Origin of the sequence: Enterococcus sp. DIV0174 (genome assembly GCF_050529065.1) — a bacterium.
Classification (GTDB): domain Bacteria; phylum Bacillota; class Bacilli; order Lactobacillales; family Enterococcaceae; genus Enterococcus_B; species Enterococcus_B thailandicus.
In genome coordinates this window covers 1,797,514-1,820,310 of sequence record NZ_CP172881.1, presented here as the reverse complement: position 1 = coordinate 1,820,310, position 22,797 = coordinate 1,797,514, and the positions used below count along the sequence as shown (strand labels likewise).

Genomic DNA, 22,797 nt, shown 5'->3' with positions numbered 1-22,797 from the left:
AGAATTGGAAGGTACAGGTTAATTTCAAAAAATACAACTAAGAGAATATTCAAAGAATGTTTTAAAAGAAGAAAGTTATTGATGGGGGGATTGTTAGTTAAGCAATAGCGCATTAACTATGACGGTGTTAGTGTTAGAAATAGGAAAAGAGTAAGCTTAATAGTTCGATGTATAATTCTGGAATCATCATGTATTTAGTATTGCGAAAGGCATAAATTTCTTTTTATATTTTGATATATAAATTTTATGGATTAGGAGAGTAAGGAATGAAATTTAAAGTAAATATTTCTTTTTATAAAAGAATGTTCAAAAAATATGGGGTTTTTGTTCTTGTAGTTACGGCTTTGTTTGGAATGCTACTTGCTGGAATCCAATATTTTGCAAACGATAGTTATACATCAGAATCAAAAATTATGGTAAGTTTGCCTCAAAATGAATCAACAACGAATGCTGATGCTATTGTGGCTAATCAAGAGATGATTGGTACTTATAGTGAAATTATAAAGAGTGATGAATTTTTGGAACCAATCGCTGATCAATTTGAAAATTTAGACTTAGAAGATTTAAAAAGCAATATAAAAGTTGAAAAAGCAGAAAATTCCTATGTTTTCAAAGTCAGCATGATTGGAAGTTCTGAATCTGAGGCTAAAAGTCTTGGTGAAAAAATTACTTCTGCTTTTGAAAAAAACATTGGACAATATATTTCTGTAGAAAAAGTAAAAATTCTTTCTTCTAACGTGTCTTCAAGTGATAGAGGTGGAGCTGTATCTATACTTCGCTCCTTATTAATTGGTGTTCTTACAGGATTTTGTTTATCAATAGGTATACTATTAGTTAGGGAATTTATTGTATTTGAATAGGAGAATTTTATGAGTATAGTATTTTGGTTCTTTTTAGTGAATCCCTTAATAGGGGTCCTACTGGTCCCAAAGTTTATTTTTGAAGAAAAGAAGAGAATTAAGGCATGGTCTTTTTTGCTAGGAACTTCATTTGGATATATGAGTTATTTTATCAACCCTTCGCCAACAATCGATTTAGCTAGATACTTCGAAAAAATAGAGATGTTAGCTAATTTTTCAATGAGTCAGTTTTTGAGCTACTACGATTTGAGTGCAAAGTTAGATTTGTCTAATTGGTTTTTCTTTTTAATTTCAAAGTTAAATGATGTCCATTTTATGCCTCTCATAGTAATAACGTTTGTATACACTATTATTTTTTATATGATTCTTGATAACAGTACAAGGAATGAGCTTAGCAATAAAATCGTCTTTTTACAGATTGCAATTGTCGTTTCATTTCTTTCCTTCCCAGGAGTTACGAGTAATATACGAAATATTTCTGCTTTCGTATTATTTATGTTTGGATTTTATCTAGAAGTCTATCACCAGAAAAAAAACACTCAAGTATGGGGAATATATGTTTTATCAGTGTTACTTCATAAAACGGCTGTAATTTTAATTGCATTCAGAATTTTAAGTTATGTTATTTCGAAATTAAAGAGTAAAAAAATATTACTATCTATCACTCTGATTTTTCTATTTTGTTCCTTAACAGTCAGCGTTATATATCATGTTGTTCATATGATACCATTTACTGTCCCATTAACATCCATAGTAGACAAAGCATATACTTATGCTACTGGTTTTGGCAGTGATAATAGTTATATGGCCTATATTCAAGGAAGCTTATTCATGAAGTTACAGAAAATCTTTTATTTATTAATCAATCTTCTATTTTTGTTTTTATTTTATAGAAATGATTATGTAAGTAAGATTTTTTCTTTTGTGAAAGATGACAAAAAGCAACAATTTATGTTATTTTACTTTCTTAATTTAGTTTTAACTATAGGTACGATCCCTATAATTTTACCAGTCTATTGGCGTTTTTCGTTTGTCTCAATTATTTTTTCTTGGTGTATAGTAACAGCTAAAGCGATGAGGGGACAACTATTGATAATAGTCACCATTTTTTTAATTTTGGGTGGAATTATTTACCAATTGCTGGTTTTAGGACAATATACAGATTTTATTGAGTTTATTGTAAACTTATTTACGAATAATTACTTTTCTATTTTTTTGCGCTGAACGGATAAAATCAGTAAATATATTATCGAAAGTCTGACTTGATGCCTGAAAAAATATGCAATACTATTAATGTGATAATTAAAAAAATGGAGTGAGATTTGTGGATAACATATTAATCACTGGCGGAGCTGGATTTATTGGCTCTACGCTAGCAAATTATTTAAGTAAAGAAAATAAAATCGTTGTTGTGGATGATTTATCCATGGGAAAACAGGAGAATTTAGTTGTATCAAGTAATCTTAAATTTGTAAAAGGTGATGTGACAGATGAAAGCCTAATGGAGAAATTGTTACGTGATCATTCATTTGACTATATTTTTCATTTAGCTGCGGTTGCGAGTGTTGCAGATTCTGTTGCGCGTCCAGTTGCAACACATCGGGTGAACTTTGAAAGTGTTTTGATGTTATTAGAATTGATTCGCCAATATCAACCCAAACTAAAGCGTTTAGTTTTCAGTTCTTCTGCAGCTGTCTATGGAGATGAATTGACTTTACCAAAACAAGAAGAGTCTGTGATTCGTCCGTTGACACCTTATGCAGTGGATAAATTTGCAGCAGAGCAATATGTTTTGGATTATTATCATTTGTATGATGTGCCAACTAGCGCCGTTCGTTTCTTTAATGTGTATGGGCCAAATCAAAATCCAAATTCACCTTATAGCGGTGTTATTTCGATTTTAATGGATCGCTACAAAAAACAATTGGCAGGTGAGGCAACTGTTTTCACTTTGTTTGGTGATGGCAGTCAATCAAGGGACTTCGTTTATATCGAAGACGTGATTCAAGCGTTGATGTTAGTGGCAACGAAGGAAGAAGCATTAGGCAAACAGTTTAATGTAGGCACCGGTGACGGTACAACGTTACTTGAATTGATTCAGGCAATTGATGAAATTTTACAGGTGAAGTTGAAACTGAAATTTGAAGAGGAACGTTCAGGGGACATTCACGACTCTTTGGCAAATATTTCAAAAATCAAAACATTAGGCTATCAGCCAAAATTTGATATTTTGGCTGGTATGAAATGTTATATTGAAAGTGAGCTTGTCAAGTAAAGAATTTACTTTGAAAAATAGCGGGGCGGTAATTTTACTTACCACCTCGCTATTTTTTTGTAGTTAAAATTATGAAGGAAGTTTTTTGCCTGTTAGAATTTCGTACAGTTGATTCCTGATAGCAACTGCCCCAGGTTTGATTTTTGTGTCAGATTGGATATTACTTTGCATAACGATTGCGTTTTTAGTATCTTTTGTCATAGCAACAACTGAGTGAAAACGATTGATGTTCCCTTGCGCTAAAATGTAATCTGCACCGCTGTAAACACCCCCGCTATAAGGATGTTTCAGTTGATTATTCTGCCAAAGTGAGAAGAGTAGTTTTTTGGGAATAAGTTGACCGGATAGTACTTTTGTAAAAAAAGCTGCCAAGTCATACGTATTCATACTGATATTTCCGGTTCCTAATTCGTTATGGATCGCAGTTTCGTTTTCATCTAACTCTTTCCAGTAGTCATCATCAGCTGACATTTGATAAGATTTTGCATGCTGAGGAGAATTTTTGACATTTTCATAAAAATCGGTGTGTTGCAATTGAAGAGGTTTGATTAACGAATCTGATAATAGCTCTTCATAGCTTTTATTAGTCAACTGCATTAGAATTCCCGCCAATAAAGTAAAGTTTAGTGGTTCATAATGATACGTCTGGTAATCAGTCCATTTTAAATGTTCTACAGTAAATTGAATAATGTCACGGTCAGTCAGTGGAACAGAAGGTTGCTCGGTCTTATGCAACCCTGATCGCATTGTCAACAAGTCGTGAATCGTGATTGATTGACTACCTGGAATTTGCGGATAGAAGGTTGCTAAAGGTGTTGTAAAGCTTATTTTTTTCTGTTCGATTTGTTTTAGAATGAGGAGTGCCGTCATCGCTTTTTGAATCGAACCAATCTGATAGTCGAGTGATAGAGAATTTGGCTGATTTGTTTCTTTGTCTGCATAGCCATAAGTTTTCTCTAAGATAATTCGATTGTTTTTTCGAACATAGATTGTGCCAATATATTTCGATTTTTTCAGCAATTGATCCATTTCCGTTGCTGCTTTTTTTTCGGAAGCTGTCAAGTTTACGACAGTTGCTGGTTCTTGATCTGCAACGGGCTTGATTGTGTCAGAAAGTAGGAGCAAATACCAACTCGTGGTTACGCCTAATCCCAGAAAAATTGTTAAGATAGCAAGAAGAACCGTCTTTTTCCTTGCTTGCCTTTTTTGATGTTTTTTATTGTGCATAGGATGACCCTTTCTGATATTTGTTAAAACATCTTCATTTTAATACGGATAGTAAGAAGATTCCTACTAACAATTTTGCAATAATATATTTTATGAAAAGAATTCACTCTGAAAGGAATTTCATGTATAATGGATGAAGTTATGAACTTGAGAGTAAGGAGGAGTTGTTTTGTCAGAAAACAAACAACATCCAGAAGAAAAAAATAAAATTGAACACACGACAACGCAAGAAGTGATGGTCAAACGTAAAAATTTGCGTAAAAAAGAAGATAAAATCGTTGGCAAGATCATTTTAGTGATCGTAATCACTTTATTAGCAATCGTTGGAGTATTTGGTTTTACTACCTATAAGTATGTTGAAAGTGGTTTAAAACCATTAGATAATTCGGATAGTCAATTGGTTCAAGTAGAGATTCCAAGTGGTTCTTCGAATAAACAAATTGGTGAAATCCTAGAAAACGATCATGTTATCAAAAGTGGTATCGTTTTTAATTATTATACGAAATTCAAAAATTTAACTGGTTTCCAAGCAGGATTTTATCAAATGGCTCCAAACATGACTTTAGATGAGATTGGTAAATTACTGCAAGAAGGTGGTACTGCTGAACCCAAAGAAGTTGCTGATGGGAAAATCACGATTCCTGAAGGTTATGATATCGATCAAATAGCAAGTCGGGTGGCTAAGATTACCGGGAAAGACAAGCAAGAATTTTTAGATTTGATAACAGATGATGCTTTCTTAAAAGAGTTGTATCAAAAATTCCCAGAATTGCTGGAAAGTTCATCTCAAGCTAAAGATGTAAAATATCATTTAGAAGGCTATTTGTTCCCAGCTACTTATGATTATTATAAGGATACTTCGTTGAAAGATTTAGTTATCCAAATGGTTGAAAAAACAGACTCAGTTATGCAAGATTACTATGCGACGATTAAGCAACAAAATCGCACTGTTCAAGAAGTATTGACATTGGCATCTTTAGTTGAAAAAGAAGGCGTCAAGGAAAATGATCGTAAGAATATTGCACGAGTTTTCTATAACCGAATTGAGTCAGATATGCCGCTACAAACGGATATTTCCGTTTTATACGCTCTTGGCGAACACAAAGAGACAGTAAGTTATGCTGATACTGCGGTTGATTCTCCATATAACTTATACACGAATCCTGGGTTTGGACCTGGACCATTTGATAGTCCTAGTGAGGAGTCCATCAAAGCAGTCTTATCTCCTGCAGATAATGATTATTACTATTTTGTGGCAGACATAAGTACAGGAAATGTTTACTTTGCCAAAACGTATGAAGAACACTTAGAATTAGTTGAAAAATATGTCAATAAATCATAAAATAAACTAGTGTTATTCATTCATTTTTAGAAAAACATTTACATTTTAGAAAAAGCATGGTAATCTTTTTTGGACTATAGTCCATAAAAGGTTACCTTTTGTGGTAGTTTATTGAGATGAAGGAGACGTTACGAATGGTAGAGAAAGTTTACCCAATGACGCTAGAAGGAAAAGAAAAACTAGAACAAGAATTGGAAGAATTAAAAACAGTTAAACGCGGAGAAATTATTGAGCGTATCAAAATTGCTCGGAGCTTTGGTGACTTGTCAGAAAACTCAGAGTATGAATCAGCAAAAGATGAACAAGCTTTTGTAGAAGGACGTATCACAACGATTGAAACAATGATTCGTTTTGCACAAATCATTGATAATAATGGCGTGGATTCTGACGAAGTTTCAATCGGAAAAACAGTTACATTTGTTGAACTTCCTGATGGTGATGAAGAAGAATATACTATCGTTGGTAGTGCTGAAGCTGATCCATTTTCCGGTAAGATTTCAAATGACTCTCCAATTGCACAAGCTTTGATTGGAAAAGTAAAAGGCGATGAAGTAACAATCACTACACCAGGTGGAGATATGTTAGTTAAAATCGTTAAAGTTGAACAGGCTTAATTTTTTGTTAACTAGAGACCTAGAGCATAATCAGATGATTAGTCTAGGTCTTTCTTTTTGGTTTATTTGATAAGAAAAATAGCTTTTTACAACCAGAGACCTATAGTAAAGCTTAGAAAAAATAGGTATGATGAAGAAAGTGAATAGGAAAGGAGCAAGCTGATGAATAGTTCTTTACGATTTTTTGTCGTAGTAGAAACCTTATTGCTATTATTTGCTGTTTGGCAAATTGTTAATAATACAGAAATTTTAATCTTCGTGGTCTTTGGCGCACTCAATATTTATTTGGCACTACGCAAACAACCACGCAAAAAATTCCAAAAATTTCAATTGATTCTAGGGAGCTTGATCCTTTTTTTCAGTTTAGTTAGCAGTCCAGCACTCTGGTTGATGCTGATTTTTGCTGTGTTGTTTATTGGACTAAAGGGTGTTGAAATTTCTGGCATTGATTTAACCAAGAATGCTTTTTGGCGCAAAAAGCAAATGATGATGATTCAGACAGAACAGTTGAAACCACATAACAACGAACGTACGAAACAACAATTGATTGGCAATCAGAGAATTGGTTCAGATGTGTATGAATGGGATGACATCAATATTGCGATTGCTACGGGTGATACAATCATTGATTTAGGCAATACTTTGTTGCCTAAAGATGATAATATTGTCATCGTTCGAAAAGGTGTTGGTCGAACAAGAATTCTTGTTCCATTAGGGATTGCTATCAGTTTAGAACATGCGACGATAGTTGGAAATGTTTACTTTGAAGAAGAACAATTTGCATTGAAAAATGAATCAATCAAAATTTACAGTAATGATTATGACGAGAATCCACGTCGATTGAAAATTATTACGAATACCTTGCTTGGTGATGTCGAGGTGATTCGTGTATGATTGGGAAAATTTCTCGACCAATGATTGCCTTTTATGCCTCTCTTAGCACATTTATGGTTATTTTATTCGCTATGTTTACCTATTTTTATGCAAGTAAACAGAAACATTGGTGGGCAGAATTACTGCAAGCAAGATTGCTTTATGTACCACTGATTTTTCACCTATTTGCGATTTCTTTAGGTGTAGGATTATTGACTTTTTTGATCGTATCAGTTGTTCAAAAAACAAGATATGGTAAAATCGAAGAAAAGTTACGAGCAATTTCTTCTGGTAACTATGATGCAAAAATTTTGGATCAACCGATTTTAGCAGCAGCTGATAACGAATATATCAAAGATATTGACCAAGAAATTATTAAAATTAAAGAAAAAATGATTGAAGTTTCTAGTGAACTTCAAATTTTGACAAGTCGTCCGCAATATGTAAATGGACAAACAAAAGAAGAAATTTTAGAATTAGAGCGTCATCGATTAGCGCGTGAATTGCATGACTCTGTTTCACAGCAGTTATTTGCAGCCATGATGATGATGTCTGCTTTGACTGAGCAGGCAGAAAAAAGTGATACACCAGAAGTTTTTCGGAAACAACTACGTATGGTCGCAGAGATCATCAACGCTTCTCAATCAGAGATGCGCGCGTTATTATTACATTTACGCCCAGTTAATCTGGAAGAGAAAAGTTTGAAACAAGGAATTGAGCAATTATTAAAAGAATTACAAAATAAAATTCAAATTTCATTGAAGTGGGAGATTGAAGATGTTCAATTATCCAGTTCAATCGAAGATCATCTTTTCCGAATTGTGCAAGAGTTGCTTTCAAATACATTACGCCATGCAAAAGCGAATGAATTAGAGGTTTATTTACACCGAATCGACAATAATTTATTGTTACGGGTCATTGATGACGGAACGGGATTCAATATGAACGAAACGAAAACGGGAAGTTACGGTTTAGGAAATATCAAAGAACGTGTTGCAGGAATTGGTGGCACAGTGAAAATTATTAGCTTTAAGGGACAGGGAACGAGTGTCGAGATCAAGGTTCCTTTAATTAAGGAGGTATAACGGCGGATGATAAAAGTAATGCTCGTAGATGACCACGAAATGGTGCGTTTAGGCGTTTCTTCTTACTTATCTATTCAAGAGGATATCGAAGTAGTCGGAGAGGCTGAGAATGGCTTAATTGGCTATGAGAAAGCAATGGAACTGAGACCAGATGTTATTCTAATGGATTTAGTGATGGAAGAAATGGATGGAATTGAGTCAACAAAAGCTATCTTAAAAGATTGGCCAGAGGCAAAAATTATTATTGTCACCAGTTTTATTGATGATGAAAAAGTATATCCTGCAATTGAGGCTGGTGCTGCAGGTTACTTATTAAAAACTTCGACTGCGCATGAAATCGCAGATGCAATTCGCGCGACGCAACGTGGCGAACGAGTACTGGAGCCAGAAGTAACAACCAAAATGATGGAAAAAATGAGCCGCCGAAACGAACCAATTCTGCATGAAGACTTGACGAAACGAGAAAATGAAATTCTGATGTTGATTTCTGAAGGAAAGAGTAATCAAGAAATCGCAGATGAGTTATTTATCACTTTGAAAACAGTCAAAACCCATGTTTCAAATATTTTGGCAAAACTTGAAGTTGAGGATCGTACACAAGCCGCAATTTATGCGTTCAAACATGGTTTGGTCAAATAACGAAAAAAAAAATAATTGATCATGAACAGCTGATTGAATTTAAAAAGACTGTGGGACAAAACAAATTTGTGTTTGTCCCGCTTTTTTATTTTTTTGAAGGAAAATCAGTCAATTTTTGAAGGAAAAAAGATTGGCTAAGTGATAGAAAAAAGGTTTCGTTTGATACAAGGAATAGTCAAAAAGTAAAGGAGGGGGTGTCCGAAATGAATAATCGTAATCCTAAAATATTTTCAACAATCTGTGAAGAATTTTATTTAAATAAAATTCAAATAAATCAGTCGTATGAGTATAAAAGAATTCATACGACTGATTTATGATGTTTTTGGTTAGTAATACATATATAGGAAATTATCAAACTTGAGCGATATAAATCTTATATAACTTTGCTTATTCTCTGAAATTTCTAGAAAATGAAAAATTCCTATATATATAGTATTCGATACTAGCTCACTAAAATGAAGTACTTCTTGGTAACCAAGGACTCTTTTTTCAATAAGTTTATCTTGTTACGTTCCCAGTTGTATCAATCGCAACAGAATCCAAAATAGCTTGAGTTTCCGCACTTAATACAACGATATTTAATCCTGTTCCGTTCCTCGAATAGTCAACATTATCAATTATGATTTGATTAAAAACGGTATTTTCTTCGTTAATACGCCCACTACGTATGTTAACTTGTTTTTTTCCTATATTAATTTTTTTCTGGCTAAATACTGGATTGCCTTCCAGAGGTAAATGATCTACGTTAGAACCTATGATAGCATCACCGTCTGTAAACACTAGATCATTTACTAAAAAATCAATATATTGACCAGACACATTGCTGTAAGTTCCTGAGAGAAGAACGATATATTTACTATTATTAATCTTACTAAAATATTTCTTTGCTTTAACAATATTCATCAATTCCGAAGAACCATTTTTATAAATAAGTTGCCAGTCTTTTTCACTAACAGATGCAACTGATTCTAAACCAAAGTAATTTGCTGTTGCACGATTTATTTGGGCTTTTTTATCTTTTCCAACATGGGACAAACGATTAGAGTATGCTGGATAATTACTAAGGTTCTCTTCATCAAAATTTGCAAAAACAGGATTTAAATTTCCTAGAGTCTTTTGTTGGACTAAATAATTATATCGTTCGTTTATCTTTTTATGAGATAGTGTAATGTCAATCGTTCCAAGTACGAATGAAAAAGTAAAAGAGACGATTAATATAGTAAAAGTACCACTATAAAATAATTGTTTTTTATCTATTTTATCTGGCCAACTTATTAGTAGCGCAATGACCAAATAAAGAGCACCACCGTAATATGATCGTCCCCAATTTAATCCAGTTGGCGAGAATGCTAATACATAAATAGTAGCAATTCCTGCAAAAATATAGCCTATACTTAAAATTAATTTTTCTGAGTTATTAAAAAGAATAAAGCCTATAACAGTAGCAAGCATGACTAACAAAATAAAATAAAATGCATTTTCTTGTAACGATTGAGTGATTTGAAATACACCTTCTACTAATTTTTTAGTAAAAGACCAATTACTTCGATTAAAATACGTTGATCGAATTGCATTTCCTGGAGCTTTAACCATAATGACTAGTCCAGTTACTGCACCAATTAGTCCTGAAATCATCCATTTTGGAATTGGTTGCTGTCGTAATTTATTATAGCCAATATAGCCTAGTGCTAATAAAACAGCACCACCAGAAGTGTTTTCATTACACCAACCGCTTAACAACCCTAAGAAGAATAAAGCAAAGATACTAACGCAATTGGCGGGATTAATCCACTTTACCTTTTGTGAAACTGTCTGTTTATGATAAATCGCTAAAAATGTTAAGATGATAGTACTTCCCCATAGGTAATTAGCTGCACCTGTTTCCCAAAGAAAGACTTCCCCAAATGCTGGTGTAAATAACCACAGAGAAAAAAGAATAACCAAATATTTAGAGATAGAGTATCTCTTTTTAGTAGATAAAATATAAATTAATAAAGTTACATAAATAAATGCTAATGGATTTAAGATATTGAAAAAAATTTTAGGCATTAATAAAAAAATACGAGCAATAATATGGACGATGGATCTTCCAGTCCATGTTTGATATTGTGTGTACTCATTATTTAAGATGGTGAAAAAACCTTCTGTTTTAGCCATGTATTGTAGATCGTCAGCAATTAAAGGGGTTAAAAAATTTAATAGCACCATGACGAGATACGTTAATATTACAATTGAAAAAAATATTTTTTTTTGTGTAGAATATTTTTGGTTCATTCTATACTCCTTTACTTTTTTAATATATACAACATATCATATTTTCCAATTGTTACGTATATCTTTAGTCCATTTTAAGTTAAATATGTATGGATTTTTTCATTTTTTTTTTTGATATTAATTAATCGATTTTTTTAAACAAAAGTGAAGTGAGGGGGGGAATCTAACACGATATAGAGTGTTCTTATTATAAAAATTGGTTCTAAATTAGCTTATGATTGATAGTCTAGGATAACGTAATGTTAATCTTAACAACATAAAATATTTATAAAGACTACACGATTTATTTGAAATGTATTTTTAGTTATTTTATTTTCAATGAAATGATAGGAAGATTATTTGTGACTCTTTTATGGAAAAGTTCAGAAATTACTGGAATATTTAAGTCCATTTGTGATGTTGAGGTATGAAATATTAATTTTAAAAAGTAAGAAAATTGTTGTAAAGAATCTTGGATTACAGGAAATACTTTATAACTGATTAAAGAAAAATAGTTTTTTGACTTTATAAATATGTTAATAATGATGATGGTTGTAGACACGAAACCCATCCTTTTACACTTTAGAAGATTTGAAAATAAACATGGTTAAGTCTCGCCCCTTTTGTTTTTGAAAAGGCTTTGCTATACTTGAAAAGAAATAAGGATGAAGAGGAGTAATGACTTGAAACAAAATTTTGCAATCATCGGTCTTGGTCGTTTCGGTGGCAGTATTTGTCGCACATTGATTGAATCAGGACAAGAAGTTTTGGCAATCGACAGCAATGAAGATCGCGTAAATGAATATATGAATATTGCTACGCATGCAGTGGTAGCAAATGCGCAAGATGAGATGACTTTGCGCTCGTTAGGAATTCGTAACTTTGACCATGTGATTGTGGCGATTGGTGAAGACATTCAAGCTAGCATTTTAGTAACGCTAATGGTCAAGGAAATGGGTGTACCTAACATACTAGTGAAGGCACAAAATGAATATCATGCACGCGTTTTAGAAAAAATTGGCGCAGATCGCGTAGTACATCCGGAAAGAGATATGGGTGTTCGAATTGCGCATAATTTAGTTTCAAAAAATATTTTAGATTACTTAGAACTGACGGATGCGTACTCATTAGCTGAAATTCGAGTAGCTAATCCTAAGTTTTTCAATAAAACACTTGGCGAACTAAATTTCCGTCAACGGTTTGATTTAACTGTTGTAGCGATTCGTCGAGTGGATCGAACAGTGGTTGTTTCTCCAGCAGCAGATGAGTTTGTCCGTCAAAATGATAATTTATTAGTAATTGGAGAAACGGAAGATGTAGAGATGCTTGACGATAAAATGAATCAATAATTATAGGGGTGAGTGATTTTGACGAAGTTAACAGTAACACCTGCAGCACAAGAATGGTTCAAAAAAGAAGTGAATCCACCTGAAAATCTTGGCATTCGCTTTTTCGGAAAAGTTTATGGTAAAACAGAGGTACACGAAGGCTTTTCGATTGGTTTATCAGTTGAAGAACCAGAAAATGTCATTGAAGAAGAATTGATTGATGGCATGAAGTTCTTTATTGAAGAAGCGGATGAATGGTTCTTCAAAGGATACGATTTAGTTGTCGATTACGACGCCAAAAAGGATGAACCAGCCTATCATTTTGAAAAAAATGATTAACAATAAAATAAAAACAACGGAGAAATCATTGATTGGTTTCTCCGTTATTTTTTGACTAATAACTCTAATCTGCTTCGTTCACAAAACAAAAAATTACGCGATTAATCGATTTTATTCAGTGAGCGAACCTTTATTTTAATAACCAGAAAGCAACTGTACTTGATTGACTACAAGAGTCTGTGTTGAAAGATAACTTTCAAGATTCTTGAGAAAAATATCCATAAATTTAGTTTGAAAATGGGGAGTCAAACCAGCAATGTGTGGAGTAATCAACACATTTTCCATTGACCAAAGTGGGCTGTTTTCTGGGAGTGGTTCCTCTTCAAAGACATCTAGCGCAGCAAAAGCTAGTTTCTTTTGCTTGAGCGCATCAATTAGTTCGTTGGTCTTGACAGATGGTCCACGACCAACATTGATGAAGAGCGCTGTTGGTGAAAAGAAAGTGAACAACTCTTGATTAAATAAACCGTTAGTTTGTTCGGTTAAGGGCAAGATATTGATTACAATATCCATGGTTGGTAAGACTTCTTTAAGTTTTGCTAACGGAAACGTTTCTTTAATATGCTCTACTGGCCGACCAGTCGTGTTGATACCATAGATTTCCATTCCAAAAACTTCTGCTCTTTGAGCAACCATTTTACCGATCCGTCCAGTACCAATAATCAGCAGTTTTTTATTCTGGATTGCTTGATAGTGAACAGATGAGCCAAGCCAATTTTGAGAAACTTGTGCTTTTTGTGCCTGAAAAAGACCACGTGAATATCCAAAGATAACGCCCATTAGATGTTCAGCAATTGATTCACTATGGATACCACTACCATTTGAAAGTAAAATGTCATGCTTTGAGAATTCTTCCAATGGTAATGTGTCAACACCCGCAGAAATGGATTGAACCCATTTCAAGTTATTACTTGCTAGTAGTTCAGACTGAAATTCACGATTCCAACCTAAACTAATCTCGACTTTTGAGAGTTCAGCAGGAGTTAGCTCTGTTTTGAATTGATAATTTGGTGCAAATGTCTGAATTTGTTTTATAAATTCGTCACGAAAAGGACGAGTGGAGTAAATGATTGGCTGTTTCATAGATTTGACCACCTTTCTTGTCTTAAGTTTAGCGCAAAGTATGAAAAGTTTGAAGTAAGTTGATGAGGAAGAGGTCAGCAAATAAAAAAAGAGCTATGACAGCTGTCATAGCTCAAATAGAATTATTGTTTTGGTAATTGAAATCTTGGCCAACCTTTACTTGCCTGAATGAAAATAAATAACCCAACTAATGTGATGAAGATACTTGTATCAAATGTTGGAACAAAAATTAAAAGCACAGTGGAAAGAAGTGTTGGTAAAGTAATCGCATAAATCATTGTTTTTAAACAATCAAGGAATGTTGCTCTAGTCAAACGCAAACGAGCATAGATATAACCGGCAAAGCTTGCAATAATTAATGTAATTAGTAAGTTAAGAAAACTTGGATAAATAGTGATAATAAAAGTCACTGCTTTAATCCAAAACGGAATCGTTGATTTTGCTAAGACTTCACGCATTTGTTTCCCATTCAAGTTAGCTAATGCTTCATTTGAATAACTCAAGGTCATTTCATTGCTACCCAACAAAGAAGTAGTTGTGCCAGAATTTGGTAAGGCAATAACCATTTGATCTTTCAGCATGCCAACACTGATAAAATTACCCATCAAATCAGTTGAGATGTCATGTTCAGAACGTTTTCCATCTGGATCAAAAGTAAAAATGATGGAATTTGTTTGATAAATGAAACCTTCAGCGCCATGGGCATCTAATTGCCCATCTTTGATTTCAAAATCAGGGATTTTTTTTGCAATTTGTTGTCCATCTGTCTTGATGTTATCCAAAACTTGAAAGACTTGGAATGAAATTGGCAAAGCCATGATTACACTTAGCGCTAAGAGATAAAGAATTGATTTCCAAAAAGGAGTTTGTCGTGCCTCTTTGAGATTTTTGAATTGTGTAAATGAACTGAATAATAATTGTTTTGTTGTCATAATAGCTCCTCTTTAGTATTGTCTTCAACAGCAATTCTAGCGAAGTATGGCTGGAAATACAAGGGAAGGAGCCAAAATTACACGATTGATTGGTTGTCAATCAGAAAAATGTTATTCTTAAAGAAATTAGTTGCTTGTTTTTTTATGGCTAAACGAAGCTGTTTACTAATTTTTTGATAATCTGGCTGAAAATTTTGCGAAAATAGCGTATGATAAATAAGAATTTTAATAAGGTAGGTTCAAAAATGAAAGCATATCTGCAAATCAAAGAATTTTTAGAAGAAAAAGGGTACTGGGAAATTTTTGTGTACATTTTTTTTGGCGGACTAGCAACAGTGGTAAACTTCGTGACCTTTGCGTTGGCATTACAAGTATTTGGTTTCAGCATGGTTGTTTCCAATACGATTTCCTGGATTTGTTCAGTGTTGTTCGCTTTTGTAACAAATAAAATTTGGGTTTTTCATTCTAAATCACCAAGTTTTTGGCACGTGCTGGAAGAATTTGGCAAGTTTCTTTTTTATCGAATTGTTTCCTATGGACTGGATATGGGCGCTATGATTTTACTAATTCAGGGGCTCCATAGTAACGAGTATGTGGCCAAAATCATTACACAAATTTTAGTTGTTTTGGCTAACTATGTATTCAGTAAGTTATTTATTTTCAAAAAAACTGAGGTAATCGATGAAATCAAAGAAACCAAATGATCAAATCAAAGAACAATAACAAAAATCGTAGGCATAACTTTTGAAGAAATCTCAACTCTTTGTTACTCTTTTGAGTGTAAAGACTAACAGAATTACTGAGGAGGAAGATTTTCAATGACTTACACATTACCTGATTTACCATACGCATATGATGCTTTAGAACCTTATATCGATGAAGAAACAATGCACCTTCATCATGACAAGCACCATAATACTTATGTTACGAATTTAAATGCAGCAATCGAAAAATATCCAGAACTTGGCGAAAAATCAGTAGAAGAATTAATTTCTGATATGGATGCTATTCCTGAAGATATTAAAACTGCAGTTCGCAATAACGGTGGAGGTCACGCAAACCATTCATTCTTCTGGAAAATTATGGCACCAAATGCCGGTGGCGAACCAACAGGAGCAATCAAAGAAGCAATTGATGCTGCTTTTGGTGATTTTGCTTCATTTAAAGCGGAATTTAAAACTGCTGCAACTGGTCGTTTTGGCTCTGGTTGGGCTTGGCTAGCTGTTGATAATGGCAAATTAGTTGTTACTTCAACTGCTAATCAAGATTCACCTTTGATGGAAGGTCAAATACCAGTGTTAGGCTTGGATGTGTGGGAACATGCATATTATTTGAACTATAAAAATGTACGTCCTGATTACATCGAAGCATTCTGGAACCTTGTGAATTGGGATGAAGTAAATAAACAGTTTGAACAAGCAAAATAACATGTTTATGTGTTAGCTCTCTCTTTGACTGATTCCGGAAAAAGTGAAAAACAGCCTTGCGAGCGTTTTCTAAATTCGGTATAATATTTTTGTAAGAAGAATTCTTACAAGAACATTTTTTGGAGGCTATACACTTATGGAACACGGAACAGTTAAATGGTTCAACAATGAAAAAGGATTTGGGTTTATTACAGTAGATGGCGGAGATGACGTATTCGTACACTTCTCAGCAATTCAAGGAGATGGCTTCAAGAGCTTAGAAGAAGGCCAAGAAGTTGAATTCACAATTGTTGAAGGTTCACGCGGACCTCAAGCTGCTGAAGTGACTAAATTATAATATTTGTTGAATAAAACGATCTTGTCAAAAACAAGTGACTTTGAAAAAGGTTGACTTCTTTTACAAGATCATGCAAAAAAGGAGTTGTGGCGTATGCCATGACTCCTTTTTTATTTATATTTATAGAAAAAATGGATTATGGAGTAAAACGTTCTTTAATGAAGTGAACCAGTGAATGGATTTGTTTTTCAATGTATTGGATGGAAATTGTAACAGCTGTTGGTTCTTCTTCAAATTTTGGCATGGTAAGTAACGTGTCTGTTGTTCGGATAATCAAATCTGGTTGAATCACAAGATCATTTGTCATAAAAACATTGATGTACGGACGTAAAGAATCATTGATTTTTTTCATTGTCGCTAACTCTAGTGAATGAGGAAGGTCACTTTCAAATTTGATATTGACCTGTTTATCAAAATAAGTTGGTGGAGCAATAATCAGGAATGCTTCCGTCAAAATCCAAGGTTGTAACCAATAGAGCGCTTGGTCTTGATCCTTGAACTCGGTACAGACACGCGTCATTTCCTCTAAGAGTTTTGGATGTTTTTCTTCTATATCAAAAATAAATTCTTTATTTAATGTTAAAAAGTTCGGAAATAAAATGGCGTGCATCGAGTTAGCTAGTAAGGTTGCGTTTAACAGCTTACGTTTTTTGATATGGTTAAGCTGATTTCGTTTCAATGTATTTAAATAGGAAAAAAACTTAATCAAAAATAATCTTGCTGAAGTTTGTTTTGCCAAATGAAGCTTTAGCGCTCTTTCCAAAAAATTTTCTGCTAAATAAAAATTTGTTTTTGACTGCATCCAGAGAAAAGAAAAACGTAATTCTGTTTCCGAAAATTTATCTCCAATTGCTTGCTGAAAGCTTTCCACTTCTTCCGAAAATTCTTTCCAGATTTGTGTGGTAAATGAAGGTAATGTCTTGTTATCGATTAAATGTCCTTGAGAGGATCGTAAGAGATTAATGGCAGAAATATAGCACCATTGCAGAGCTTTTATTTTATTTGGTTGCTGACCTACAGCTTCAAAAAGACCTTCTACATCAGATAATGTTTGTTCAAAGTCAATGGTTGAAAAAGGCCAGGTTACGCCCTGATAAGTCTCCCATAGAACTAAGTAACTAAAATAGCGAATTTGCGTTTCTTTTCCAGTTAGGTAAATGTCTCCTTTTTTAGTTTTGATTTGGATTTGATAAGGATCAAGTTTTTTATTTAATTGTGTCATATGTCTACGCAAAATAAATTCACTGATCTCAAGTGAATCCAAGAACTCGTTTATTTGAATTTTAGAAAGTAAAATTAACTGGTAAACTAGTTGGAAGATCGGTGATAGAGCTAAGATATCTGAACGTAGGAGCTGATACTCTTTTGCATCACCTGAGAAACGATAATAGGATGAAGTTTTGGAAAAATGAATCGCATTTGGTAATTCTTGGATTTTTTGACAATATTGAGCAGCTGATCGTTTGTCAGATGAGATTGAGTGAGCAAGTTTCTCTAAAGAATAAGACTTTTCTGAAAAGTAAAGTGTTTCAAGAATGGTCAACTGCATTTGTATCGGACGTTCTAAACTAAAAAATTGATTCATATAAGTTATTCCTCCAAAAATTATTTAAAATAGATAATATTAGTAAACTTCGTTAAAAATTCTCGTTTTTTGTAACTTGACAAACGCAAAAAATAAGAAAAAATAACGTAAAACTACAAAAAGATAAAATATCGTATGATATTTTATCTTTTTTGCGTGTTATAGATTTATTTGTTTTATAAGAGTTTTTATCTATTTATGGTGAATATTATAATACATTTTTTATTATTTTTTAATCTTAAAGTAACAATTTCGTTTAATGGTGGTTATTTTATTGACTAACGAGCAAAATAATAGATTTTATAATATACCCTTGATAAACTCCGAATAACTTAAGTTGCTAGTGAATGAAAATACCTAAAAAGGCGCCTTTTAGGTATAAAAATCGAATATAAAGGGGAGGTCGTTAGCTACTTCACATATTTATTCTTTTGTCGGAGGACAGGACAGTTAGGAGATGTGTTTCAAAAAGGAGGATAAACATGAAAAAGGACTACCGAAAATTAATGGACCAAAAAGCAAGTGCTAAGCGCCGCTCAAGAAAGTACTTGCTTGTAGGAACGTCGTTAGCAACAGGTATGTTGTTAGGGTTAGCCCCAATTTCAATTGCTACGCCACTTTTTACCCTTGAAACGAACGAAGTTTACGCAGATTTGATTAGCGGACAGCTATTCAGTAATTTAACTTCGTCTAACACAAGTGGAACCACCAGCTCTGCCCCTTATCCTTTAGAAAATACTAGTCGTGCTGTTGATTTTATCATATCAGCAGATAGTGGAATTGATTTAAGTGTTTTACCAGGAAATCGTCTAGCAGTTCTAGCAATTCCAGAAGAAATGCAAGGACTAGTAACGCCAAATGGTGATGGAACATTCTCAACCGAAATTCTGCTTCCTACGAATGCCTTAGATCCGTTACTAACAGTTGTAAATGGTGCGGTGACTACCTTAGTGAATGGAATAAACGCCGCACTAGCACTTAACCCGTTAGCAACAGTAGATTTATCACAAGTTTATACACAGTTAGACTTATTGAATAACCTAAGTAATTTAACGGCTGCTGATGTTGCCTTACAACTCGAAGCACAAGGTGATGAATACATCTATGCCGAACTCGAAGGCGTTCTTGAAGTAATCATTCGTGAATCACTAACGGATATTTTAACAGATTTGAATAACGCAGTGCAATCTATCCAAGCAGTTCCAACTTCTGGCTCAGGGATAGCAGGCACGATTGCGGCAAGTGCAGTTAATGGAACGTTAAATGCCACACTTAAACCAGCTTTTACACTCACTTACAATACGGCTTTAGCTCTAGTTAACGTAGGTTCTGCATTGATTGGTAATTTAGTAGATGGCAGTGTGCTTGGTGAAACAACCGTGACCATTCCAACTCTAATCCAAGATCCAACTTATCAAGACTTATTAACAGCGGGAGTAGACATCTCGAATCCCTATGAAGCAGGTTTTTTAGCAACGATGATTAAATCAAGTCTATTGGCGATTGACATTGCTTCAAATTATGACGGGTACACACCGGTTTTCTATGAGGCAAGTGATGTAACTGCTCCTTACAATGTTGAGGTGACTGGAAATGTAGCTGATGGCTATGAAGTCACGGGTATGGCTGATCCTGGTGCTACAGTAAGAATTTATAAAGATGGAGTATTGATTGGTGAAGGACCAGCGGATGAAGTAACAGGAAGCTTTACTATTCCAATTTCTTCAGAGGACGTTGATCCATTAGATGAAATTCAGTTGATTGCTTACGATGAGAATGAGATTCCAAGTTTACCAACGCAAGCATTTATTCCGGATGAAGACGACGATGATGCGGACGCGGATGCCGACGCGGATGCCGATGCCGATGCTGATGCCGATGCTGACGCCGATGCTGATGCGGACGCCGATGCCGACGCCGATGCGGATGCTGATGCCGATGCGGATGCTGATGCCGATGCTGATGCCGACGCCGATGCTGATGCCGACGCCGATGCGGATGCGGATGCCGATGCGGATGCTGACGCCGACGCGGATGCTGACGCCGATGCCGACGCGGATGCCGACGCCGACGCCGATGCTGACGCGGATGCCGATGCCGATGCTGATGCCGATGCTGATGCGGACGCCGATGCCGACGCGGATGCCGACGCCGATGCCGACGCGGATGCTGATGCCGACGCCGATGCTGACGCAGATGCCGATGCTGATGCCGATGCCGACGCCGACGCCGATGCCGACGCCGATGCTGACGCTGACGCCGACGCCGATGCCGATGCCGACGCGGATGCCGATGCTGATGCCGATGCCGACGCAGATGCTGATGCCGACGCAGATGCTGATGCTGACGATGATGATCCTACTCCAGTTAAGCAAACAGGACCGACACCAAAATTACCGCTTCAACTTGGTAATGACCGTTATCCACCAAGTAGTAAAGGTGGGACTGGAATTGGAGCGACATCGAAGACGAGTCCAAAAACTTATCCGAAAACATCTGATCAAACAAGTGCTTCAACCTCATTACTAGGAGCATTAACAGCGTTTATTTCTGGACTAGGGATTTGGAAACTTCGCAAAGGAAAAAAGAATAAATAAAGCTAAGTAGGAAAATAAAATAGATTGATGAAGGGAGCATTCTCTTCATCAGTCTTTCATGAGGTGAGGATATGTTTGTTCAGACGACCGAAAATAGTTTGGCTTCAATCAAAGAAATCATTGATCAAGTTGAAACGAGTGCGACTAATAAACTGCTGATTGTTAGCACCGGTGATTTTAGTGAACGCGGACGAGTCATTGAATTTTATGGCAACAATTTCAAGACAATCTGGAACAACTTTTTATCCGCATATAAAATCAATCAATTCAATCAAGCTCCTTATTTAAGAATTGATATTTTGACAAAAGAAACAAAAATCGATTTTACCCAGTTTTTAGCAGGTTTAAAAAAAGTTCGCCGAAATAACTACGTTGATTTTAATGTCAGGATCGATGGTTTACGAAAACGAAGCTTCTTAATGGAAGAACTTGTTGCTAATGCAATCTTGAAACCAAGTAAAGCACATAAAGTAGGAAAAAATCTTCCAGATTTACAAATTGATGAACAAAACTACCGTGGTTATGTCAAACGAAAATACGGGAGAAATGAACAAGATCTAAGTTACTTACAGCGCTCGGACTTTTATTTGTTTGAAACGAAGTCCTATTACTTTGAGGAGGGGCAACTTTTACCGATTAAGGACTATGGAAATGGGAATCGAATACGGGAAATTTCTCGAGAAAATTTAGCACAAATGACAGACTTGGTTATTGCTAAAGGGAGTAGTTATTTAGAAAATCAGTTAACTTCTACTGGAAAATTTATTTATGGCTATTATCCCTGCTATGATCAACCAATTAAAGGTTATAATTCAGTTCGACATTTTTCTTCCTTATATGCGTTGGCAGAAGCAGCCGAATACTTTTCCGATCAAAAGATGCTGGCATCAGTAAAAGATGGATTGCTCTGGGGGATGGAACACTTAACAGTTGAACTCGATGATTATCTCTTCATTAAAGAGCAACTAACAAAAGATGTGGAGTATAAGCTAGGCGCACAAGCAACGGCGATACTCGCTGTTTCCAAGTATGTTGAGCTAACTCAAGACGAACAGTTTCATTCCTTTTTACAAGAGCTGATTCGAGTAGTTGAAGATAAGTTTTTAACAGCAGAAAAGAAAACAATTCATGTGCTGGATGGTCAATTGCAAGTGAAAGAGCAATTCCGAATCGTTTACTATGACGGTGAAATTTTGTTTGCGTTGTTACGTGCTTATGAGATTTTGAAACAGCAAGAAATTTTGGCAATCTGCGAAGGTCTAATGGCACAGTTCGTTGCTAATAATTATCAAAAATATCACGACCATTGGTTAAGCTATGCGACAAATGAATTACTGAAATATCAACAGAAAAAGGAATATTATCAATTTGGGCTAAAAAACGCTCTGGAAAATATCAATTTCATTGATAAACGTGATACTGCTTATCCAACCATGTTGGAATTGTTAGTTGCAGCATCAAAAATGATGACTAAATTAGAAGTGAGTCCATTTAGAAAAGAAATCTTTCCATTAGATGAAGATTTTTTTCAAGCAAAATCTAGAATTAATCAGGTGATGGAAAAGAGAGCTTTACATGAAATAACAACAGGTGTGATGTTCCCAGAATTTGCGCAATTTTTTAAACAGCCGGCCGTTGTTTGTTATGGTTTTTTTGCCCGACATGACCGTTTTCGAATGCGAATTGACGATGCGGAGCACTTTCTGTCAGGCTTGATCAATTATCGAATGCATACCAATAAAGAGGAGGGATTCTAATGGTTGGAACGATTCGTTTTATTGCGTTATCTTTGATTGGTTTATCTTATTTTATTTTTAAGGTACGCCGGAAAAAAGAGCGGAAAGGTCAGCAGCCTCCAGCAGATCTAACTGGGTATGAGAAAGATGAAAATGGCTTGTATCCTTGGGAAAACGACCAGAATGATTCACCTGAAAGAATTAAAAAAACAGCAACCAGATACGTGAACCAGGCACGTCCAAGACGTGGTCGCTGGTAGCCGAT

At 34.9% G+C, this 22,797-nt stretch carries 21 protein-coding genes; 16 read left to right on the top strand and 5 right to left on the bottom strand.

Annotated features, from left to right (window positions below):
* Positions 1-266 precede the first annotated feature (266 nt).
* From IGJ93_RS08630 to IGJ93_RS08620, 3 genes are all read left to right on the top strand, one after another.
* Positions 267-860 carry a YveK family protein gene (locus tag IGJ93_RS08630; RefSeq protein ID WP_067480705.1) on the top strand — a complete coding sequence of 198 codons (594 nt, stop codon included), beginning with the start codon at positions 267-269 and terminating at the stop codon, positions 858-860.
* 9 nt (positions 861-869) lie between these two features.
* On the top strand, positions 870-2,084 hold the full coding sequence (locus IGJ93_RS08625; protein WP_067480708.1) for a hypothetical protein: 1,215 nt from the start codon (positions 870-872) through the stop codon (positions 2,082-2,084).
* A gap of 100 nt (positions 2,085-2,184) precedes the next feature.
* A complete protein-coding gene (locus tag IGJ93_RS08620; RefSeq protein ID WP_067480712.1) occupies positions 2,185-3,135 on the top strand; it encodes an NAD-dependent epimerase/dehydratase family protein in 951 nt (316 codons plus the stop codon).
* A gap of 69 nt (positions 3,136-3,204) precedes the next feature.
* Here IGJ93_RS08620 and IGJ93_RS08615 read toward each other — a convergent pair whose 3' ends face one another.
* Entirely contained in the window at positions 3,205-4,362 is a 1,158-nt protein-coding gene (locus IGJ93_RS08615; RefSeq protein ID WP_430596918.1) for a serine hydrolase domain-containing protein, read from the bottom strand.
* 169 nt (positions 4,363-4,531) lie between these two features.
* Here IGJ93_RS08615 and mltG point away from each other — a divergent pair, with 169 nt between their 5' ends.
* From mltG to IGJ93_RS08590, 5 genes are all read left to right on the top strand, one after another.
* Positions 4,532-5,704 (top strand): endolytic transglycosylase MltG, encoded by a 1,173-nt coding sequence (gene mltG / locus IGJ93_RS08610; RefSeq protein WP_270344705.1) that lies wholly within the window; start codon positions 4,532-4,534, stop codon positions 5,702-5,704.
* A gap of 134 nt (positions 5,705-5,838) precedes the next feature.
* The gene (gene greA / locus IGJ93_RS08605; protein WP_067480720.1) at positions 5,839-6,318 is read left to right on the top strand and encodes a transcription elongation factor GreA; all 480 of its coding nucleotides are present in this window, start codon (positions 5,839-5,841) and stop codon (positions 6,316-6,318) included.
* 162 nt (positions 6,319-6,480) lie between these two features.
* On the top strand, positions 6,481-7,212 hold the full coding sequence (liaF, locus tag IGJ93_RS08600; RefSeq protein ID WP_067480723.1) for a cell wall-active antibiotics response protein LiaF: 732 nt from the start codon (positions 6,481-6,483) through the stop codon (positions 7,210-7,212).
* Positions 7,209-8,276 (top strand): two-component system sensor histidine kinase LiaS, encoded by a 1,068-nt coding sequence (liaS, locus tag IGJ93_RS08595; protein WP_075492152.1) that lies wholly within the window; start codon positions 7,209-7,211, stop codon positions 8,274-8,276. The genes liaF and liaS overlap by 4 nt, the downstream gene beginning before the upstream one ends.
* Positions 8,277-8,282: 6 nt before the next feature.
* On the top strand, positions 8,283-8,915 hold the full coding sequence (locus tag IGJ93_RS08590) for a response regulator transcription factor (protein WP_067480731.1): 633 nt from the start codon (positions 8,283-8,285) through the stop codon (positions 8,913-8,915).
* 498 nt (positions 8,916-9,413) lie between these two features.
* On the opposite strand, the gene IGJ93_RS08585 is transcribed toward IGJ93_RS08590, so the two are convergent.
* On the bottom strand, positions 9,414-11,189 hold the full coding sequence (locus IGJ93_RS08585) for a DUF3329 domain-containing protein (RefSeq protein ID WP_430596917.1): 1,776 nt from the start codon (positions 11,187-11,189) through the stop codon (positions 9,414-9,416).
* A 662-nt stretch (positions 11,190-11,851) separates the two neighbouring features.
* Here IGJ93_RS08585 and IGJ93_RS08580 point away from each other — a divergent pair.
* Together IGJ93_RS08580 and IGJ93_RS08575 are read left to right on the top strand one after the other, a co-directional pair.
* On the top strand, positions 11,852-12,517 hold the full coding sequence (locus IGJ93_RS08580; protein WP_067480737.1) for a potassium channel family protein: 666 nt from the start codon (positions 11,852-11,854) through the stop codon (positions 12,515-12,517).
* An 18-nt stretch (positions 12,518-12,535) separates the two neighbouring features.
* On the top strand, positions 12,536-12,835 hold the full coding sequence (locus IGJ93_RS08575) for a HesB/YadR/YfhF family protein (protein WP_067480740.1): 300 nt from the start codon (positions 12,536-12,538) through the stop codon (positions 12,833-12,835).
* Positions 12,836-12,970: 135 nt separating this feature from the next.
* Here the strand turns inward: IGJ93_RS08575 and IGJ93_RS08570 are convergent, their stop codons facing one another.
* Both IGJ93_RS08570 and IGJ93_RS08565 read right to left on the bottom strand, forming a co-directional pair.
* Positions 12,971-13,918 (bottom strand): phosphoglycerate dehydrogenase, encoded by a 948-nt coding sequence (locus IGJ93_RS08570; RefSeq protein WP_071868228.1) that lies wholly within the window; start codon positions 13,916-13,918, stop codon positions 12,971-12,973.
* A gap of 122 nt (positions 13,919-14,040) precedes the next feature.
* Complete coding sequence (locus IGJ93_RS08565) at positions 14,041-14,850, bottom strand: DUF1189 domain-containing protein (RefSeq protein ID WP_067480746.1); 810 nt, start codon at positions 14,848-14,850, stop codon at positions 14,041-14,043.
* Between the two features lie 245 nt (positions 14,851-15,095).
* Here IGJ93_RS08565 and IGJ93_RS08560 point away from each other — a divergent pair, with 245 nt between their 5' ends.
* The 3 genes from IGJ93_RS08560 to IGJ93_RS08550 all read left to right on the top strand — a co-directional run bounded on the left by IGJ93_RS08560 (position 15,096) and on the right by IGJ93_RS08550 (position 16,614).
* Positions 15,096-15,554 (top strand): GtrA family protein, encoded by a 459-nt coding sequence (locus IGJ93_RS08560; RefSeq protein ID WP_067480749.1) that lies wholly within the window; start codon positions 15,096-15,098, stop codon positions 15,552-15,554.
* Between the two features lie 114 nt (positions 15,555-15,668).
* Positions 15,669-16,277, top strand: a complete 609-nt coding sequence (locus IGJ93_RS08555) for a superoxide dismutase (protein WP_067480752.1) — start codon at positions 15,669-15,671, stop codon at positions 16,275-16,277.
* A 136-nt stretch (positions 16,278-16,413) separates the two neighbouring features.
* Positions 16,414-16,614 carry a cold-shock protein gene (locus IGJ93_RS08550; protein WP_067480755.1) on the top strand — a complete coding sequence of 67 codons (201 nt, stop codon included), beginning with the start codon at positions 16,414-16,416 and terminating at the stop codon, positions 16,612-16,614.
* A 136-nt stretch (positions 16,615-16,750) separates the two neighbouring features.
* Here IGJ93_RS08550 and IGJ93_RS08545 read toward each other — a convergent pair whose 3' ends face one another.
* Entirely contained in the window at positions 16,751-18,199 is a 1,449-nt protein-coding gene (locus IGJ93_RS08545) for a helix-turn-helix domain-containing protein (RefSeq protein ID WP_086270799.1), read from the bottom strand.
* A gap of 482 nt (positions 18,200-18,681) precedes the next feature.
* On the opposite strand from IGJ93_RS08545, the gene IGJ93_RS08540 reads away from it, so the two are divergent.
* From IGJ93_RS08540 to IGJ93_RS08530, 3 genes are all read left to right on the top strand, one after another.
* Complete coding sequence (locus IGJ93_RS08540; RefSeq protein ID WP_430596916.1) at positions 18,682-20,796, top strand: adhesive domain-containing protein; 2,115 nt, start codon at positions 18,682-18,684, stop codon at positions 20,794-20,796.
* Positions 20,797-20,867: 71 nt separating this feature from the next.
* Positions 20,868-22,553, top strand: coding sequence for a hypothetical protein (locus IGJ93_RS08535; protein ID WP_067480761.1), 1,686 nt, complete (start codon positions 20,868-20,870; stop codon positions 22,551-22,553).
* The gene (locus IGJ93_RS08530) at positions 22,553-22,792 is read left to right on the top strand and encodes a hypothetical protein (RefSeq protein ID WP_067480764.1); all 240 of its coding nucleotides are present in this window, start codon (positions 22,553-22,555) and stop codon (positions 22,790-22,792) included. Before IGJ93_RS08535 ends, IGJ93_RS08530 begins: the two co-directional genes overlap by 1 nt.
* The last annotated feature ends 5 nt before the right edge of the window (positions 22,793-22,797 follow it).

Coding starts and splice junctions, on each gene's coding strand:
- greA (WP_067480720.1), top strand. CDS start 5,839: ATGGTAGAGAAAGTTTACCCAATGACGCTAGAAGGAAAAGAAAAACTA.
- IGJ93_RS08560 (WP_067480749.1), top strand. CDS start 15,096: ATGAAAGCATATCTGCAAATCAAAGAATTTTTAGAAGAAAAAGGGTAC.
- IGJ93_RS08630 (WP_067480705.1), top strand. CDS start 267: ATGAAATTTAAAGTAAATATTTCTTTTTATAAAAGAATGTTCAAAAAA.
- IGJ93_RS08555 (WP_067480752.1), top strand. CDS start 15,669: ATGACTTACACATTACCTGATTTACCATACGCATATGATGCTTTAGAA.
- IGJ93_RS08535 (WP_067480761.1), top strand. CDS start 20,868: ATGTTTGTTCAGACGACCGAAAATAGTTTGGCTTCAATCAAAGAAATC.
- IGJ93_RS08550 (WP_067480755.1), top strand. CDS start 16,414: ATGGAACACGGAACAGTTAAATGGTTCAACAATGAAAAAGGATTTGGG.
- IGJ93_RS08565 (WP_067480746.1), bottom strand. CDS start 14,850: ATGACAACAAAACAATTATTATTCAGTTCATTTACACAATTCAAAAAT.
- IGJ93_RS08545 (WP_086270799.1), bottom strand. CDS start 18,199: ATGAATCAATTTTTTAGTTTAGAACGTCCGATACAAATGCAGTTGACC.
- IGJ93_RS08540 (WP_430596916.1), top strand. CDS start 18,682: ATGAAAAAGGACTACCGAAAATTAATGGACCAAAAAGCAAGTGCTAAG.
- IGJ93_RS08570 (WP_071868228.1), bottom strand. CDS start 13,918: ATGAAACAGCCAATCATTTACTCCACTCGTCCTTTTCGTGACGAATTT.
- liaS (WP_075492152.1), top strand. CDS start 7,209: ATGATTGGGAAAATTTCTCGACCAATGATTGCCTTTTATGCCTCTCTT.
- IGJ93_RS08585 (WP_430596917.1), bottom strand. CDS start 11,189: ATGAACCAAAAATATTCTACACAAAAAAAAATATTTTTTTCAATTGTA.
- liaF (WP_067480723.1), top strand. CDS start 6,481: ATGAATAGTTCTTTACGATTTTTTGTCGTAGTAGAAACCTTATTGCTA.
- IGJ93_RS08615 (WP_430596918.1), bottom strand. CDS start 4,362: ATGCACAATAAAAAACATCAAAAAAGGCAAGCAAGGAAAAAGACGGTT.
- IGJ93_RS08625 (WP_067480708.1), top strand. CDS start 870: ATGAGTATAGTATTTTGGTTCTTTTTAGTGAATCCCTTAATAGGGGTC.
- IGJ93_RS08530 (WP_067480764.1), top strand. CDS start 22,553: ATGGTTGGAACGATTCGTTTTATTGCGTTATCTTTGATTGGTTTATCT.
- IGJ93_RS08590 (WP_067480731.1), top strand. CDS start 8,283: ATGATAAAAGTAATGCTCGTAGATGACCACGAAATGGTGCGTTTAGGC.